17 protein-coding genes and 1 pseudogene are annotated in these 16,081 nt (G+C 74.2%); 6 read left to right on the top strand and 12 right to left on the bottom strand.

The window, feature by feature from the left end; genetic code table 11:
• Positions 1-14: 14 nt before the first annotated feature.
• From AB0761_RS09225 to AB0761_RS09235, 3 genes and pseudogenes are all read right to left on the bottom strand, one after another.
• Positions 15-1,052, bottom strand: coding sequence for an N-acetylglucosamine kinase (locus tag AB0761_RS09225; protein ID WP_377268479.1), 1,038 nt, complete (start codon positions 1,050-1,052; stop codon positions 15-17).
• A gap of 54 nt (positions 1,053-1,106) precedes the next feature.
• Positions 1,107-3,040 (bottom strand): annotated as a pseudogene (locus tag AB0761_RS09230) (N-acetylmuramoyl-L-alanine amidase).
• Between the two features lie 70 nt (positions 3,041-3,110).
• Positions 3,111-3,938, bottom strand: coding sequence for a lysozyme (locus AB0761_RS09235; RefSeq protein ID WP_377268480.1), 828 nt, complete (start codon positions 3,936-3,938; stop codon positions 3,111-3,113).
• A gap of 219 nt (positions 3,939-4,157) precedes the next feature.
• Here AB0761_RS09235 and AB0761_RS09240 point away from each other — a divergent pair, with 219 nt between their 5' ends.
• Positions 4,158-5,507: a peptidase C39 family protein gene (locus AB0761_RS09240; protein WP_377268481.1), complete on the top strand. Its 1,350-nt coding sequence runs from the start codon at positions 4,158-4,160 to the stop codon at positions 5,505-5,507.
• Between the two features lie 46 nt (positions 5,508-5,553).
• Here AB0761_RS09240 and AB0761_RS09245 read toward each other — a convergent pair whose 3' ends face one another.
• The 3 genes from AB0761_RS09245 to AB0761_RS09255 all read right to left on the bottom strand — a co-directional run bounded on the left by AB0761_RS09245 (position 5,554) and on the right by AB0761_RS09255 (position 6,527).
• Entirely contained in the window at positions 5,554-5,913 is a 360-nt protein-coding gene (locus AB0761_RS09245) for a hypothetical protein (RefSeq protein ID WP_377268482.1), read from the bottom strand.
• A gap of 40 nt (positions 5,914-5,953) precedes the next feature.
• A complete protein-coding gene (locus AB0761_RS09250; RefSeq protein ID WP_377268483.1) occupies positions 5,954-6,223 on the bottom strand; it encodes a chaplin in 270 nt (89 codons plus the stop codon).
• Positions 6,224-6,344: 121 nt separating this feature from the next.
• Positions 6,345-6,527, bottom strand: a complete 183-nt coding sequence (locus AB0761_RS09255) for a hypothetical protein (RefSeq protein WP_377268484.1) — start codon at positions 6,525-6,527, stop codon at positions 6,345-6,347.
• A 274-nt stretch (positions 6,528-6,801) separates the two neighbouring features.
• On the opposite strand from AB0761_RS09255, the gene AB0761_RS09260 reads away from it, so the two are divergent.
• Entirely contained in the window at positions 6,802-7,170 is a 369-nt protein-coding gene (locus AB0761_RS09260) for a nuclear transport factor 2 family protein (protein WP_377268485.1), read from the top strand.
• Positions 7,171-7,195: 25 nt separating this feature from the next.
• On the opposite strand, the gene AB0761_RS09265 is transcribed toward AB0761_RS09260, so the two are convergent.
• Positions 7,196-7,672: an SgcJ/EcaC family oxidoreductase gene (locus AB0761_RS09265; protein WP_377268486.1), complete on the bottom strand. Its 477-nt coding sequence runs from the start codon at positions 7,670-7,672 to the stop codon at positions 7,196-7,198.
• Between the two features lie 86 nt (positions 7,673-7,758).
• Here AB0761_RS09265 and AB0761_RS09270 point away from each other — a divergent pair, with 86 nt between their 5' ends.
• A complete protein-coding gene (locus AB0761_RS09270) occupies positions 7,759-8,130 on the top strand; it encodes a YbjQ family protein (protein ID WP_377268487.1) in 372 nt (123 codons plus the stop codon).
• Here AB0761_RS09270 and AB0761_RS09275 read toward each other — a convergent pair.
• Entirely contained in the window at positions 8,114-9,331 is a 1,218-nt protein-coding gene (locus AB0761_RS09275; RefSeq protein WP_377268488.1) for a trans-sulfuration enzyme family protein, read from the bottom strand. The genes AB0761_RS09270 and AB0761_RS09275 overlap by 17 nt on opposite strands.
• Positions 9,332-9,470: 139 nt before the next feature.
• On the opposite strand from AB0761_RS09275, the gene AB0761_RS09280 reads away from it, so the two are divergent.
• On the top strand, positions 9,471-9,950 hold the full coding sequence (locus tag AB0761_RS09280) for an Lrp/AsnC family transcriptional regulator (RefSeq protein WP_377268489.1): 480 nt from the start codon (positions 9,471-9,473) through the stop codon (positions 9,948-9,950).
• Positions 9,951-10,007: 57 nt separating this feature from the next.
• Here the strand turns inward: AB0761_RS09280 and AB0761_RS09285 are convergent, their stop codons facing one another.
• Entirely contained in the window at positions 10,008-10,475 is a 468-nt protein-coding gene (locus tag AB0761_RS09285; protein WP_377268490.1) for a winged helix-turn-helix transcriptional regulator, read from the bottom strand.
• Between the two features lie 45 nt (positions 10,476-10,520).
• On the opposite strand from AB0761_RS09285, the gene AB0761_RS09290 reads away from it, so the two are divergent.
• Both AB0761_RS09290 and AB0761_RS09295 read left to right on the top strand, forming a co-directional pair.
• On the top strand, positions 10,521-11,963 hold the full coding sequence (locus tag AB0761_RS09290) for an MFS transporter (protein WP_377268491.1): 1,443 nt from the start codon (positions 10,521-10,523) through the stop codon (positions 11,961-11,963).
• A gap of 508 nt (positions 11,964-12,471) precedes the next feature.
• On the top strand, positions 12,472-13,578 hold the full coding sequence (locus AB0761_RS09295; protein ID WP_377273983.1) for an FAD-dependent oxidoreductase: 1,107 nt from the start codon (positions 12,472-12,474) through the stop codon (positions 13,576-13,578).
• Here the strand turns inward: AB0761_RS09295 and paaE are convergent.
• Genes paaE through paaC form a run of 3 tightly spaced genes read right to left on the bottom strand, consistent with a single transcriptional unit; the run spans position 13,566 to position 16,071 of the window.
• Positions 13,566-14,666, bottom strand: a complete 1,101-nt coding sequence (gene paaE / locus AB0761_RS09300) for a 1,2-phenylacetyl-CoA epoxidase subunit PaaE (RefSeq protein WP_377268492.1) — start codon at positions 14,664-14,666, stop codon at positions 13,566-13,568. The two genes, AB0761_RS09295 and paaE, sit on opposite strands and share 13 nt — an antisense overlap.
• Positions 14,666-15,187 (bottom strand): 1,2-phenylacetyl-CoA epoxidase subunit PaaD, encoded by a 522-nt coding sequence (paaD, locus tag AB0761_RS09305; RefSeq protein WP_377273984.1) that lies wholly within the window; start codon positions 15,185-15,187, stop codon positions 14,666-14,668. Before paaD ends, paaE begins: the two co-directional genes overlap by 1 nt.
• Entirely contained in the window at positions 15,181-16,071 is an 891-nt protein-coding gene (gene paaC, locus AB0761_RS09310) for a 1,2-phenylacetyl-CoA epoxidase subunit PaaC (protein ID WP_377268493.1), read from the bottom strand. The genes paaD and paaC overlap by 7 nt, the downstream gene beginning before the upstream one ends.
• Positions 16,072-16,081 lie beyond the last annotated feature (10 nt).

Raw genomic sequence — 16,081 nt, forward strand, 5'->3', positions numbered from 1 at the left:
CGCAGGCCGCGCGGTCAGGCGGGGGCGGAGATCAGGCGGCGATGGGCGTGCCGCAGGGTGTCCTCGCGGACGTGCAGGCGGGGAGCGGCCCGCAGGGCGAGGGCGGCGGCGCCGGCGCCGCCGTCGAAGGCGGTAAGGACGGGCGCCTCACGGCGTTCGGTGAGGCCGGTGCGGACCAGTTCGGCCAGCAGGGTGGGCTCGGTGAGCAGCGACCCGGAGAGCACAAAGGGTTCCGTCGGGTCGTCCTGGCCGAGCGCCCGGGCGGAGGCCACCAGGTGTCTGGCGGCCTCGCCGAGGATCCGACGTGCCGTCACATCTCCCTGCGCCGCAGCCCTTTCGACCACGGGGGCGAGCACGGCCAGCCGGGCCGGCTCGGCGTCGTAGACGGCGGCGATCACGGCCTGGGCGAGCGCCTCGCGGCCCTGGACGGCGATGGCCGCACGGTCGCAGCCGGGACCCAGCAGCGCCTCGGGGAGGTCGTCCACCAGCAGGGTGGGCTCGCGGCGGCCGTCGAGGGCGCCCAGCACCGCGCGGACGGCCTGCTGGCCGATCCAGACCCCGGACCCCTCGTCGCCCACCAGCCATCCGTAGCCGTCGCAGCGGCGTACCGCGCGGCGGTCCCGGACCCGGGCGGAGACCGCGCCGGTACCGGCGATCAGCACGGTGCCGTCGGGCGCGTCGGTGGCCGCGGCGAAGGCCACGGCCAGGTCGGGGATGACCGTCGGCCCACCGGGCAGGCCCACCGCCGACCAGGCCCGCCTGGCCAGCCCCTCGGCCCGGTCGCGGCCGGCCGACCCGGCGCCGGCCATGCCCAGCACCCCGGCGGCGACCCTGGCCGGGTCGATGTCCCGCAGGGCGCCGCGCAGCGCCTCCACCAGATGGGCGCCGGGGTCGCGTACGGAGCGCAGATTGCCGCCGCCGGAGGCACCCCGGCCGACCACCGCTCCCCCGGGTGTGGCGACCGTGCACCGGGTGCTGGTGCCTCCCGCGTCCACCCCGACCACCACCACGGCCCCGGTGTCCACCCGTTCGCTGCCCGCGCCGTATGTCATGAGCAGGCAAGGTAGTCCCGGGGCCGTAGTGGCGTAAACGGCGTCACCGGATGTTTACCTGCGGGCCGTCCTGGAGGACACCAGATCCACGTCGTCCGCCTTGACGAAGGCGATCCGGTGCCCGAACTGGATCTCGTAGTAGCAGGCTGCCCGGTCACCACCAAGTGCCCTGCCGGGTCGAAGGTGGTGGCCCAGTAGTACTGCCCGGCCACGGCGCCGCCGACCGCGTACCGCTGACCCGCGGGCATCCGGTACTGAAGCGGCGTCACGGCCTGCACCGGCACGCCCTCCGGATAGGCGTCGGCCTCGGGGTAGGCGCGGCCGTAGACGGGGATGTCGGCCAGCCCGGCCTTGGGCGTCACCACGGCGCCCTTGGACCACACGGCGGTGCGCTCACCCGGAGCGTTGCGGAACCAGGCCTTCTGGCCGAGGTACCAGATCGCCGTCCAGTCCCCCTGCCGGTCCGCGAGGGCGTAGCGCTGGCCGGTGGTGGCGCGGGCACCCATGTCGGTCACCGCGTCGGTCGCCGGGTCGGGGCTGCGGCCGATGTCGGTGATCAGCGGCGAGTCGTCGGCGGGCAGGGTGTGCAGGGCGACCGAGGCCGAGCCCTGGGAGGGGCACGGCTCCCCGGCGGTGGTGCAGCCGGTGTAGACGGGCCGGTTGGTGTCGTAGTCGGGGAGGATGGTCACCAGCCCGCCGTTCGGCCCGGCGTCGGGGTGGAACGGCCGCCCCAGGAGCTCGAAGTAGTGCGCCCAGTCCCAGTACGGGCCGGGGTCCAGATGCATCCCGCCCACGGACGAGGCGGTGGGGCCGGGCACGTTGTCGTGGCCCAGGATGTGCTGGCGGTCCAGCGGGATGTCGTACCGCTGGGCGAGATAGCGCACCAGGCGGGCCGAACTGCGGTACATCGCCTCGGTGTACCAGGTGCCGCCGCTGGCCAGGAAGCCCTCGTGCTCGATGCCGACGGAGCGGGCGTTGATGTCCCAGTTGCCCGCCTGCCACCCGACGTTCTTGGGCTGGATGTGCTCGTCGACATGACCGTCCGCGGAGCGGATGCTGTAGTGCCAGCCCAGATAGGTCGGGTCCTGGACCAGCTTGAGGGTGGTGTCCCAGCTGGCCTCGGTGTCATGGATGACGATGTAGTCGATCTGCTGCGATTCGGGCCGGTCGGCCACGTCGTAGTTGCCGTAGTCGCCAGGGTCGCTCCCCAGCTGCTGGTACGGAGCCGGCAGCCACTCGCAGGCCAGGGTGCGCGGGCAGTCGGGGGCCCGGTCCTCGGCGGGGGCGGCGGGGGTGGTGACCGGGGCGGCGCGCAGCGCCACGGACTGGCCGTCGTCGGTGGTGCGCCGGGCGCCGGTGCGCAGCATTCCGTAGACGTCGTCGGCGAACTGACGCTGGGTCGCCTGGTCGTCCGCTCCCGAGTAGCGCGCCACGGCCCAGTACCAGTCGGCCGGATCACTGCTCGCCGCACGGTGCTGCTGCCGCTGGAGGTCGGCGAGCAGGGCGGCACCGCCGGCGATGTTGGCTGCGGGATCGGTGCGCAGTGCGGCGGCGGGCAGCCGGGTGAGCGCGGCGGCGCGCTCCAGGGTGCGCAGCCGGACGGGGACGGCCTCCGGGGCGGGCAGGGCCGCCGCCGGCCGGGCCAGGGGGCGGGCGTCGTCACCGCGGGCGTCGCCCTCGGCGTCGCCGGTCTGCTGCGGCAGGGCGGCGAGTGCGGCCCGGGCGTCGGTGAGGTGCATCGGGCCGTAGCCCGCGTCGGTGCTGGGCTGCCCGGCGTGGGTGTCCCAGCGGGACTCCAGATAGGAGACGCCGAGCAGTACAGCCTCGGGGACGCCGTAGCGCTGCGCGGCCTCCTGGTAGTCGTGCTGACGATCCGTCGGCTGCGCGGCATGCGCCTGCGGGACCGCGGCGACGGCGGACAGCAGGACTGCGGCGGCCGCAGCGGCAAGGGTGCGCGGCGTGGTGCGTCGCGCTCTGGCAGGAAGCATGAGCACTCCTGACGGAGGGTCTGGGGGGAGGGGCCGGTCCCGGTGGCGGCCGGGACCGGCAGGTCGCGGCTCAGCCGTTGGCGAGGGCCTGGAGCCGGTCGTAGGCGCCGTTGAAGTAGTCCTGGTCCCCGGGGAAGGTGCCGGAGTCGGCGTACTGCCAGATGGTCTGGTAGCTCCAGCCGGCCGGCAGGGTCCCGACGCCGGTGGAGTAACGGGCTACCCACAGCGGGTTGGTGGAGCCGAAGGCCGAACTGTTCCCGGTGCAGGTGGTCCACCAGTCGGTGGTGGTGTAGATGGTCGGGTAGCGGCTGGTGAGGCTGTGGACCGTGTTGCTGAAGTCACGTATCCAGCTCACCATGCCCGACTGGCTGAGCCCGTAGCACGTTGCGCCGTACGGGTTGTACTCGATGTCGAGGGCCGGCGGCAGGGTCTTGCCGTCCTTGGACCAGCCACCGCCGTGGCTGACGAAGTAGTTGGCCTGGCTGGCGCCACTGGAGTTGTCCGGCAGGGCGAAGTGGTAGGCGCCGCGGATCATGCCGACGTTGTAGGAGCCGTTGTACTGCTGGGCGAAGTACGGGTTGGTGTAGCTGGTGCCCTCGGTCGCCTTCACATAGGCGAACTTGGCGCCGTTGGCCCAGGCGGTGCTCCAGGCGACGTTCCCCTGGTAGCTGCTGACGTCCATCCCCGGCGTCTGGGTGGCCAGCGGGCCGACGGTACGGGGGGTGACACTGGCGCCCTCGTGTTGACGGATCGTCGAGCCCGCGTAGTCGCGGTCGGGATGTGCGGGCCTGGCCGTCGGGCCCGCGGCGTCGGCGGCACCCGCGGTGCCGCCCAGCACCGACGCACCCAGGACGAGGACGGCCGCGGCGGAGCGGACGGCCCGGAGGCTGATGGTCATGACTACCCCTCGGAATAGGGAGTGGCATGTGCATGGCGCATGGACCGTACAAGCCGTCGGCCCCGGCGGGCCAGCGCCCGTTCACTCCCAGCGGACCACCGCTGTCCGGCCGCCCGATTGTTCGGTGTGGGCGGACACACCGCCGCATTCGCTGGCAACCGCTCGGGGCGGCGAGGAGAGTGATGCCCTGTCGTGCACTCGTCGACTCCTGGAGCGCTCATGGAGCAGGCCCCGATCTCCCGCCGCGCCGCCCTCACCGGCGCGCTCGCCGCAGCCGCAGCCGTGGCCCTCCCGCAGACCGCGCACGCCGCCGTGCCGGGCCGCCAACGGACCCCCGACACCGCTCCGGTGGACTACCAGGCCTGGACCCGCTACGCGGACTGGCACAAGGGGACCGCCGCCGGCGTGCGGGTGCGGCCCGGCGGCGGCCACGCCCCCGACGGCATCGCCATCGACCGGCCGCTCGGCACCGCCCCGTACACCGACCCCCACACCGGCACCACCGCCGACTGGGAGTACGCGACCTGGACCTCGCCCGAGCACCGCCCCGGCTTCGGCGCCAGCGAACTGGTCGCCTCCTGGAACGCCGACACCCCGCCCGGCACCTGGATCGAGGTGGAGCTCCAGGGCACCTACAGCGACGGCACTGCCACCCCCTGGTATGTGATGGGACGTTGGGCCCGCGACGACACCGACATCCGCCGCACCTCGGTCGACGGGCAGAGCGACTCCCGCAGCGACATCTCCACCGACACCTTCGAGATCAGCGACAAGGCGAGCGGGCTGCGACTGGCCTCCTACCGCCTGCGGATCACCCTGCGCCGCAGCCCCGGAAGCACCGCCACACCCTTCGTCCGCAGGCTCGGCGCCATGGCCTCCGACATCCCCGACCGCTTCACCGTGCCCGCCTCCGTCCCCGGCGAGGGACGCGGGATCGAACTGGCCGTCCCCCGCTACTCGCAGGACGTCCACAAGGGCCAGTACCCGCAGTACGACAACGGCGGTGAGGCCTGGTGCAGCCCCACCTCCTCGGAGATGGTGATCGAGTACTGGGGCCACCACCCCTCGGCCGCCGACCTCTCCTGGATCGACCCCGGCTACGCCGACCCGGCGGTCTGCCAGGCGGCCCGCTCCACCTATGACAGCCAGTACGCCGGCTGCGGCAACTGGCCCTTCAACGCCGCCTATGCCGCCTCCTACGGCCTGGACGCGCTGGTCACCCGGCTGCACTCGCTCAATGACGTGGAGCGGCTGATCAAGGTCGGCATCCCGGTGATAACGTCCCAGTCCTTCCTGGCCACCGAGCTGGACGGGGCCGGCTACAACACCTCGGGCCATCTGATGACGCTCATCGGCTTCACCGCCGAGGGCGACGTCATCGCCAACGACCCGGCCTCCTCCGACGACGCCGCGGTCCGCCATGTCTACCAGCGGCGGCAGTTCGAGAACATCTGGCTGCGCACCAAGCGCTACGCCGCCGACGGCTCCGTCCGCGGCGGCTCCGGCGGCATCGTCTACCTGTACAAGACCCCGGGCACCCCCTGGCCGAAGGGGCTGGACCTCAGGTAGAGGAAGGCACCTTCCGAGAGCCCCGGGGAGAATCTGCGGAGATCCATCAGGTTTGATCTCCGAACCAGGCGTCCGTCACCGCGCGGCTCGGCCACTTCAGCACTGCCACGATCGTCTCCCGCAGATCCAGGTGGACCGGGGTGAACATGTGCCGCAGGGGCTGGGAAGCCGCGTGGGCGCAGGGACGCCGCTCGTCGGCCTGACGCGGCGGTCGCGGCGGGACCAGTCCTGCCGCGGCCGACGCCGGGTTCCATTGCCGGAGGTTCCGGGTGTCGCGCCCCAGCGGACCGCCCTGCGTCCCGGTGACGACCGACTGGTAGGTGCGCGGCACCCGGCCGGTGGCCTGTCGGTCCGCCTCCGGGTCGTCCGCCGTCCCGGGCGGTACGCCGAGGCCCCCGTCGCTCACGCGACGGGGGCCTCTTGTTCTGCTTGTCCTACCGCTTCTGCTACTCCGGACCGCCGCCGCCACCGCCGTGCCCGCCGTGCTTGACGATGTCGATGCTGTTGCCGCACAGGTTGAGCGGCATGTTGATCGGGATCTGGACCACATTGCCGGACAGGAGGCCCGGGGAGCCGATGGCAACGCCTCTCGCGAAGGCTGAGCTGACGTTGATGCACACGTTGCCCGCGGTGCCGCCGAGCGCTTGGGCGGGGGTGCCCGAGAAGGCGACAAGGGCGCTGCTCAGCCCTGTGGCAAGGGCGAGGGTTTTCTTCATGGCGGGAGCCATACCAGATGACGACACGTCATATACCGCTTCATCGGGGAGATCACCCGTCCGGTCGAGCACTGGCGGCGGGTACTGCGGCTGCCAGGCGGCGGCTCGGTGGGCGGGTGGGTCACCACAAGCGCGGCTGGGCGGGGATGGATTCCACGTCGGCGAGGTCCGGTTCGCGGTCCTCGTCCCGGGTGATGGCCTCGGCGGCGGCCAGAGCCTGTTCGGTCCAGGTGCGGGCCTGTTCCTTGTCGCCGGCCACCGCGTGGGCGCGGGCCAGGGACTCGTAGGGGCGCAGGGCGCGCACTCGCCTGACGGTGTCCGGAGCCCCGACGGGTCGCCCTGCACCGCTCGCCCGGCTGCGCCGCACCGCTGCCGGCCCCTGCGGTCCGACCGGCTGCGGGACACTCCGTCCCGTCCGGGCGGTTGCGGGTGCCCGTGTACCGGGCCGAGCCGCGCGGGACGTGGACGACCGCCGCCGGCGCCGGGGATGACCTCTGAGGTCATCGACCCCGGGACGACCGCCTGACAGGGTTTCCGGTGTCAGGGAAACACCGGAGCACACCGAAGGAGGGGCCGCCATGAGCGACCTCAAGGAGCTTGTCGTCCGCTACCTCGCCATCTGGAACGAGGCCGACCCGGAGCGCCGGGAGCAGGCCGTCGCGGAGCTGTGGGCCGAGGACGGAACGTACACCGACCCCCTGGCCGATGTGTCCGGGCGCGCCGGGATCGCCGCGGTGGTGGCCGCGGCCCGGGAGCAGTTCCCGGGTTTCGCCTTTCGGCTGGCGGGAGAGGTCGACACCAACCACCACATCGCCCGGTTCCGGTGGGAGCTGGTCCCGGACGGCGGCGGCGATGCCCCGGTGGTCGGCTTCGATGTGGCAGTGGCGGACGCCGACGGACGGCTGAAGAGCGTCTACGGGTTCCTGGACCGGGTGCCGTCGGTCTGAGAGCGGCCGCGCCGCGGCGCCCGGGTCACTCGTCGAGGAACGGCGGCAGCAGCAGGTCCCGCAGTTCCGCGGTGAGGCTGTCCCGCAGTTCGGGCCTGCCGTGGAACTGCGCGGGCGTGTTCTGGAGCAGCACGATCCGCCACCCGCCCCCGCCGAGCCCGGCGGCGACGACCGTCTGACGGGCGTTGAGCTCCGGCTTGAGGTCGGACTCGCCGGGTGGCACCAGCCCGGCGACGGCCTGGAGGACGGCGGCGTCGGACCCCACCAGCCGGACCCCGCGCACCTTGGCCACATAGGCCGGGGTGGGGTGCCCGGCGAAGAGCGCGGCCATGTCGGCCGCGATCTGGTCCCGGCCGCTGTGGCGGCTGCCGTCGAAGCCGATCGCCTCGCCGTCCTCGGCGAACGTCGCGGCGAAGGCCTCGGCGTCCCGTGTGTTCCAGCCCTCCAGCAGCGCCCGGTAGAGCTCACGGACGGCCCGGTCGACGGCGGCGTCGGTACCCATGGCGCCCAGCCTAGAACCTCCGCACCGGATCGTCCGCCCCATGGACCCCGGTGGCTGACCGCGCCGCCCCGGCCGAGGATGGCGGTATGGGCAATATCGACGAGTACGGCGGTGGGCAGGGCCCCTCGGCCGATGTGCTGGTGGTGACCACCAACGAGGTGGCCGGGTGCCGGGTGGACCAGGTGCTGGGCGAGGTGTTCGGCCTCACGGTGCGTTCCCGGCATCTGGGCGCACAGGTCGGCGCCGGCCTGAAGTCGCTGATCGGCGGTGAGCTGCGGGGACTCACCAAGACGCTGGTGCAGAGCCGCAACGAGGCGATGGAGCGGTTGCAGGAGCAGGCCCGCGCCAGGGGTGCCAACGCGGTGCTGGCCATGCGGTTCGATGTGACCGAGGGTGCCGAGGCGGGGACCGAGATCTGCGCCTACGGCACCGCGGCGGTGATCAGCCGGCTGAGCTGAGCAGCGGGGGCGCGGAGACCGCATTCAGGGCCGCCGCCAGGTCCTCCAGCAGGTCCTCGGGGTCCTCCAGGCCGACCGAGAGGCGCAGCAGCCCCGGGTCCGGCCGGGCACCCTCGGCCACCGGGCGGTGGGTGAGCGCCGCGGGCACCTGGATCAGTGTGGAGACGCCGCCCAGCGAGACCGCATGGGTGATCAGCCGGCACCCTGCCGCGACCTGCTCGGCGGCCGCCGCGCCGCCGCGTACGGCGAAGGCCAGCACCGAGCCGGGCAGTGCCAGCTGCCGTCCCAGCAGACCGGCCGGGTCGGCGCCGGGCAGCCCGGGGAAGTGCACCCGGGTCACCTCGGGCCGGTCGGCCAGCCGGTCGGCGAGAACCCGGGCGCTCTCGCTCTGCCGGCGCACCCGCAGCGGCAGGGTCTGCAGGCCGCGGTGGAGCAGATAGGCGGAGAGCGGATGCAGGATGCCTCCGGTGACGGCCCGCACCGACCGCAGCCGGGCGGCCCATGCGGGACCGCAGGCGACCACCCCGGCCAGCACATCGCCGTGGCCGCCGAGGTACTTGGTGGCGCTGTGCAGCACCAGGTCGGCGCCGTGCCGCCCGGGCCGCTGGAGCACGGGGGTGGCGAAGGTGTTGTCGACCAGCAGCGGCACCGGGTCGGCCCCGGGGCGGCGGCACTGGGCGGCGACGGCAGCGATGTCGACCAGTTGCAGGGTGGGGTTGGCGGGGGTCTCCAGGATCACCAGGCCGGTGTCCGGGCGCAGCGCGGCGGCGACGGTCTCCGGCTCGGCCCAGCTGACCTCGGTGCCGAGCAGTCCGGTGGCCAGCAGATGGTCGGTGCCGCCGTAGAGCGGGCGCACCGCGACCACATGGCCGCGCCCCGCGGCGCGGGCGGCGGTGAGGCAGGCGGCGAGCGCGGCCATGCCGGAGGCGAAGGCGACCGCCTCGGGCTGCTCCTCCAGTTCCGCCAGGGCGTCCTCGAAGCGGGCCGTGGTGGGGTTCCACAGCCGCTGGTAGACATGGCTGTGAGCGGGGTCGGGGCGGCCGCCGCCGGCCAGCTGCTCATAGGCGTCGCCGCCGGTGCCCACGCCGGGCAGCGGGTTGGCGGTGGAGAGGTCGATGGGCGGCACATGGACGCCCAGGGCGTGCAGATCGCTGCGGCCTGCGTGGACGGCGGTGGTGTCGGGGCGGCGGCGTTCCGGCATGTCGGTCCTCCCTGGGCGGGTGCGCTGTGGCAGCCACGGTGGAGGACTTCCGGCGCCCGGCGCGATCGGACCGCACGATATTCGGATTCCGCCGGCTCACTCTTGCTCTTCTTCGGTACAGGGGGTCACCATCGTGCTCGTGCCGAACGAACTTCACCACGAGCTGGCGCCCGTCGACCGGGCCATCCTGCGGGTGCTGCGCGACAATGCGCGCACTCCGAACAAGGCTGTGGCGGAGGCGGTCGGGATCGCGCCGTCGACCTGCCTGACCAGGATCCGGTCGCTGTGCGAGCGGGGCGTCATCCGGGGCTTCCACACCGATGTGGACCCGGGTGCGCTGGGCCTGGGCGTCCAGGCCATGATCGCGGTGCGGCTGCACTCGCACGCGCCCCGGCATGTGGCGGCCTTCGTCAAGGGCGCGCCGGACCTGCCGGGGGTGCTGTCGGTCTTCCATGTCGCCGGGCCGGACGACTATCTGCTGCACGTGGCGGCAGCGGACACGGCGGCGCTGCGGGACTTCGTCCTGGAGCATCTGACCGCCCATCCGGCGGTGCAGCAGGCCCGGACCAGCCTGATCTTCGGCCAGGTGCGGGGGGCGGCCGCGGGGGCCGCCGGGTAGCGGCCCGCCCGGTCAGTCCGGCCTGTCCGGTCTGTCTAATCTGTCCGATCTGTCCGGTCAACCGACGGGGCCGCTGCGGCTCCAGCCGGGGGCCCTGACCTCCAGTTCCACCTCGCCCTGGGTCACCTCGTCGCCGCAGCAGCGGCAGACGAGGGCCGGCTCCAGTGCGTGGTCCCGGTGGCGCAGTACGGCGGGGGGCTCGTCGACGGCCCACTTGTCGCCCCAGGTGATCAGGGCGCGGATCACCGGGTTGAGGTCCCGGCCGGCCTGGGTCAGGTGGTACTCGAAGCGCGGGGGGCGTTCGCTGTAGGGGCGGCGCTCGACCACGCCCGCCTCCTCCAGGGCGCGCAGTCGTGCGGTGAGCCGGTCGCGGGGGGCGCCGGTGTTGCGGACCAGCGCGTCGAAGCGGTGGTTGCCGAGGGAGATCTCGCGCACCGCGAGCAGCGCCCACTTCTCGCCGACGAGGCCGAGGGCTGCGGCGGCGGAGCAGGGACGCCCGGGCAGAGCGGGGTTCGTACTGGTCACTCCTCAAGGTTGCCATTCCAAACTCACTGGCGCTAGCTTGCCCCCATGAGAGTTGGAGAATCAAACTCACGACTGTCGGCGACCGCCACCACCTGGGTGGTGGCCGCAGGCGTCTTCGTGGTCAATCTCGACCTGTTCATCGTCAATGTGGCCATGCCCGCGATGGGCACCTCCTTCCACCACGCCTCGCTGTCCTCGCTCTCCTGGGTGCTGAACGCCTACGCCATCGTCTTCGCGGCACTGCTGGTCCCCGCCGGACGCCTCGCCGACCGGGCCGGACACCGCCGCGGCTTCCTGCTGGGCCTCGGCGTCTTCACCGCCGCGTCCGCGCTGTGCGCCCTGGCCCCCGGCGTCGGCTGGCTGGTCGCAGCCCGGATCCTGCAGGCCGCCGGAGCCGCCGCCCTGATGCCCACCTCGCTGGCGCTGCTGCTCGCCGCCACCCCCGCCGAGCGCCGGTCCCAGGCGGTCCGCGGCTGGGCCGCCATCGGCGGCATCGCGGCCGGGCTCGGCCCCGTGCTGGGCGGTCTGCTGGTGGCGGCCGACTGGCGCTGGGTCTTCCTGGTCAACCTCCCGGTGGGGGCGGCCGCACTCGCGGTCGGGGCCCGGCTGCTGCCCGACGTACGGCCGGACCAGCGCGGCCCGCTGCCCGACCTCGCCGGGGCGGCACTGCTCACCCTGGGCATCGGCGCCCTCGCCCTCGGCCTGGTCAAGGCCCGCGACTGGGGCTGGAGCTCCGCCGGGGTGATCGGGACGCTGGCCGCCTCGGCGGTACTGGCCGGCTGCTTCCTGCTGCGCTCGGCCCGCCATCCGGCCCCGGTGGTCGAGCTGCCGCTGCTGCGGATCCGGGCGTTCGCCGTCGCATCGGGGGCCTCGCTGCTCTTCTCCGTCGGCTTCGCCGCAATGCTGCTCACCTCGGTGCTCTGGTGCCAGCAGGTGTGGGGCTACTCGGCGATGCGCACCGGCCTGGCCATCGCACCCGGACCGCTGCTGGTCCCCCCGCTCACCCTGGCCACCGGACGGGTGGTGCACCGCTTCGGACCCGCTCGGGTCGCCGCGTTCGGCTGCCTGGTGTTCGGCATCGGGACGCTCTGGTGGGCGACGGCCCTGGAGACCCGGCCGAACTGGGCGGCAGGGCTCCTCCCCGGCATGCTGGTCACCGGCCTCGGTGTCGCACTGGCGCTGCCCACCCTGGTCGGCGCGGCCGCTACGGCCCTTCCCCCGCACCGCTTCGCGACCGGATCGGCCGTCACCACCATGGCCCGGCAGACCGGATCGGTCCTCGGGGTGGCGCTGATGGTCACCCTGCTGGGCTCCCCCGCCACCGCGCAGGCCGCCCTGCACGCCTTCCGCCACGGCTGGACCGCCACCGCGGTCGCCGCCCTGCTGGGCGCAGCCGCCTGCCTGCTGCTGCCCCGTCCGGCGGTCGCGGCCCCGGCTGCGGCCGCCCGTACCGCACAGGACAGGCAGCAGGAGCCGCAGCGCGGCTGAGCCGCGTCCTTCCGCTCCCTCTTTGGCAAGGCACCGCCCAGACATGGCTCCGGGCTCCGCGCCCCGGGCTCCGCGGCAGGGCGGCACAGCGCCGAGGACGACTCGATCGCGCGGTACCCGCCCTGCCCGGCCCGGGGCGCATCGGCCGGTGTGGATGCCGGCTTCGACGGCCAGGCCGGTGCACCCGCTCCGGCGGGCCTGGTCCGCCGATGTCTCGGGAGCCTGCACCGAGGTGCGGTACTGCCCGGGCGACCCGGTGCAGCGGGACCCTCGACGGTGCTCTCCGCGGTCGACACGGCGGCCGGCGCCATCGTGGTCCCCGACTGCTGTCCGCTCTCCCCTGCCGGCATGGCACAACGGCGGACATGGCACAACGGCAGGCACCAGCGGCAGGCCGCCGCCGGTGCCTGCACGGGCCGCCCCGGAAGAGGCGCAGCAGCCCGGGTGTTGCAGGGGCGTGACTGCTTCCGCCGAAGAGGTCCGGCCCGCCATCGCCGCACCCGCCCCCGTGTCCACCGCCCCCGCGTCCAGGGCCGATGTGGTCGTCGTCGGAGCGGGCCAGGCGGGGCTGTCGGCGGCGTACCACCTGCGGCGGCGTGGGTTCGCCCCGTACAGCGGCTTTGTGGTGCTGGACGCCGACGAGGCCCCGGGAGGGGCCTGGGGCCACCGCTCCCCCAGCCTGACCATGGCGTCCGTGCACGGCTTCCACGACCTGCCGGGCATGCCGCTGCCGGCCGCCGACCCGAGGCGGCCGGCCCGTGACGCGGTGCCTGAGTACTTCGCGGCCTATGAGCGGGCCCACACCCTCCCGGTGCTGCGCCCGGTACGGGTAAGGGCCGTGCGGCCGGGTCCGGCGGGGCTGCTGCTGGTGGAGACGGACGCAGGCGACTGGTCCGCCCGGGCCCTGGTGAACGCCACGGGCACCTGGACCAGGCCCTTCGTCCCGCACTACCCGGGGGCCGGCCTGTTCCGTGGGCGGCAGCTGCACTACGCGGAGTACACCGGGCCGGAGGAGTTCCGGGGGCAGCGGGTGGTGGTGGTCGGCGGCGGGGCGTCCGCGATCCAGGTGCTGTCGGAGACGGCGGCGGTCGCGGAGACCCTCTGGGTGACCCGCCGCCCTCCGGTCTTCCGCGACACCCCCTTCACCATGGAGGCGGGCCGCGCCGCGGTGGCCCGGGTCGAGCAGCGGGTCCGGGCCGGACTCCCGGTGCAGAGCGTGGTGAGCGTGACCGGGCTGACCGACAGCCCGGCGGTGCTGCGCGCCCGGGAGCTGGGGGCGCTGAACCGGCTGCCCATGTTCGACCGGCTCACCGCAACCGGTGTCGCCTGGGACGACGGCCGCAGCATCGCGGTCGACGCGGTCGTCTGGGCCACCGGGTTCCGTCCCGAGGTCGGCCATCTGGCGCCGCTGGGGCTGCGCGAGCCCGGCGGCGGCATCCGGGTCGACGGCACCCGTGCCATCGCCGACCCCCGCATCCAGCTGGTCGGCTACGGCCCCTCCGCCAGTACCGTCGGCGCCAACCGCGCCGGGCGCGAGGCCGCCGCCCGGGTCCATGCGCTGCTGCACGCCCAGGGCGCACCCGTCCCTGCGGGCGTGGACGCTCAGCGGTCGTAGTCGACGACCACCCGGTCGGAGACCGGCAGCGACTGGCAGGTGAGCACATACCCGGCGTCGACCTCGGCCTGTTCCAGCGCGAAGTTCCGCCGCATCCGGACCTCGCCCTCGACCACCAGCGCCCGGCAGGTGCCGCAGACCCCGCCCTTGCAGGCGAACGGCAGGTCGGGGCGGGAGCGCTGGGCGCCGTCGAGGAGGCTGCGGTCCCGGGGCAGCCGCAGTTCGGTGGCGCGTCCGTCGAGCACCACCGTCACCTCGCTGACCGGCCCGGTCGGCGTGGCCTCGTCGTGGTGCACGGGCTCGGGGGGCAGCTCGTCCTCGGCGTGGAAGAGCTCCTGGTGGACACGGTCCGGCTGCACACCGCGCGCGGCGATCACCGCCCGGGCGCCGGTCACCATCTCGTGCGGACCGCAGAGCCACCAGTGGTCGACCGAGGCGGTGTCGACCAGGGCGTCCAGCAGGGCGGCGAGCCGCTCCGGGTCGAGCCGGCCGGTGAGCAGCTCCGCGTCGCGGGCCTCCCGGGAGAGCACATGGACCAGCTGGAAACGGCCCGGGAACCGGTCCTTGAGGTCGGCGAGCTCGTCGGTGAACATCACCGTGTCGGTGCGGCGGTTGCCGTACAGCAGGGTGACCTGCGAGCGGTCGTCCCAGTCGAGCAGTGAGCCGGCGATGGAGAGCATGGGGGTGATCCCGGAGCCTGCGGCGAGCAGCACATGGGTGCCGGGCCGGTCCGGTTCCGGGGTGAAGGCGCCGCTGGGCGGCAGCACCTCGACGGTGTCGCCCGGCCGGGCCCGGTGCACCAGCCAGCCGGAGAACAGCCCGCCGGGCACCTCGCGCACCGCGATCCGCAGCGGTCCGCCGGCCGGGGAGCAGATCGAGTACGAGCGCCGCTCGTCGCGGCCGTCGACGATGCGCCGCAGGGTGAGGGCCTGGCCGGGGCGGAAGGCGTAGTCGGCGGCCAGCTCCTCGGGGACGTCCAGGGTGACCGCCACCGCGTCCTCGCACAGCCGGTCCAGGCCGGCGATGCGCAGCGGATGGAAGGCGGGGCGCGGGCGCAGCGGCCGGGTGGTGGCGGCGGGGGCGGCCATCAGATCTCCTTGACGTACTCGAACGGCTCCAGGCAGCCGCGGCAGCGCCACAGTGCCTTGCAGGAGGTGGAGCCGAAGCGGGACAGCTCCTGGGTGTCGGCGGAGCCGCACTGCGGGCAGCGGACCGCCGGGCGGGTCGGTGCGAGGACCAGCGGCACCGGGCCGGTGCGGGGGCCGACGGGCCCCGGTGGGGCGATACCGGCGGCCGCGAGCCGCCGGCGCCCGCGTTCGGTGATCCGGTCGGTGCTCCAGGGCGGGTCGAGCCGGGTGCGTACCCGGACATCGCCGAAACCGGCCGCGTGCAGGGCGGTGTCCAGGTCGGCGGCCATCTCGGCCATCGCGGGACAGCCGGAGTAGGTGGGGGTGATCCAGGCGGTGACGGCGCCGGACGCCTCGATGTCGACGCCGCACAGCACACCCAGGTCGGCGAGGGTGAGCATGGGCAGTTCCGGATCGCACACGGCCTCGGCGGCGGCCCGCGCGCGGGCCAGGTCGGCCGGGCCCGCCCCGGGGGTCACCAGACCGCTCCGGGGTGGGCGCGGGCCACGCACTGCAGCTCGGCGAGGAGCAGGCCCATGGCCTCGGTGTGGACGCCGTCCCGCCCGGCCCGCCCGCCGACGGCCGCCGCGGCGGGGGCCTGCGGCCGGTCCAGCCCGGCGGCGGCCAGCACCTCGGCGAGCACCTGCTCGACCTCGGGGCGCAGCTCGGCCGGGTCGACGGCGGCGCCGGACGCGGCGAGCCGCAGTTCCACGGGGTGCGGGGTGAGCAGCTCCGCCAGGTGGGGCCAGAGGGTGTCCAGGGCGTCCTGCATCCTCCGGTGGGAGAGCTCGGTGCCGTCGCCCAGCCTGACCGTCCAGGCGGCGGCGTACTCGCGGTGGTACGCCACCTCCTTGGCGCCCTTGGCGGCGACCGCGGCCAGCACGGGGTCGGCGGAGGCGGCAAGGCGCTGGAGGAGGGCGAGCCGGACGCAGGAGAAGAGCAGCAGCCGGGCGACGCAGTGCGCAAAGTCCCCGTTGGCGAGCTCCACCAGGTGGACGCTGCGGAACTGGTGCTCGTCGCGGAGGTACGCCAGATCGTCCTCGGTGCGCCCGGTGCCGTCGGCCTGCCCGGCCCGGGTGAGCAGCAGCCGGGCCTGTCCGAGCAGGTCCAGGCCGATGTTGGCGAGCGCCACCTCGTCCTCGAGCTCGGGCGCGCGGGTGCACCACTCGGTGAGCCGCTGGGCCAGCACCAGGGCGTCGTCGCCCAGCATCAGGCAGTACGCACCCAGGTCGGCGCCGTCCACCCCGGTGGGCAGGGTGGTGTCCACACCGCTGAGCGGGTCGGTGAATCCGGTGCCGTAGGCCCAGCGGGCCTCGCCCTCGGGGGACGCCTCGGCGAGGGACAGGTAGACGTGGTCGTCGCTCACGCGCCGCTCC

The organism is Peterkaempfera podocarpi (assembly GCF_042466665.1).
GTDB classification, from domain to species: Bacteria; Actinomycetota; Actinomycetes; order Streptomycetales; family Streptomycetaceae; genus Peterkaempfera; species Peterkaempfera podocarpi.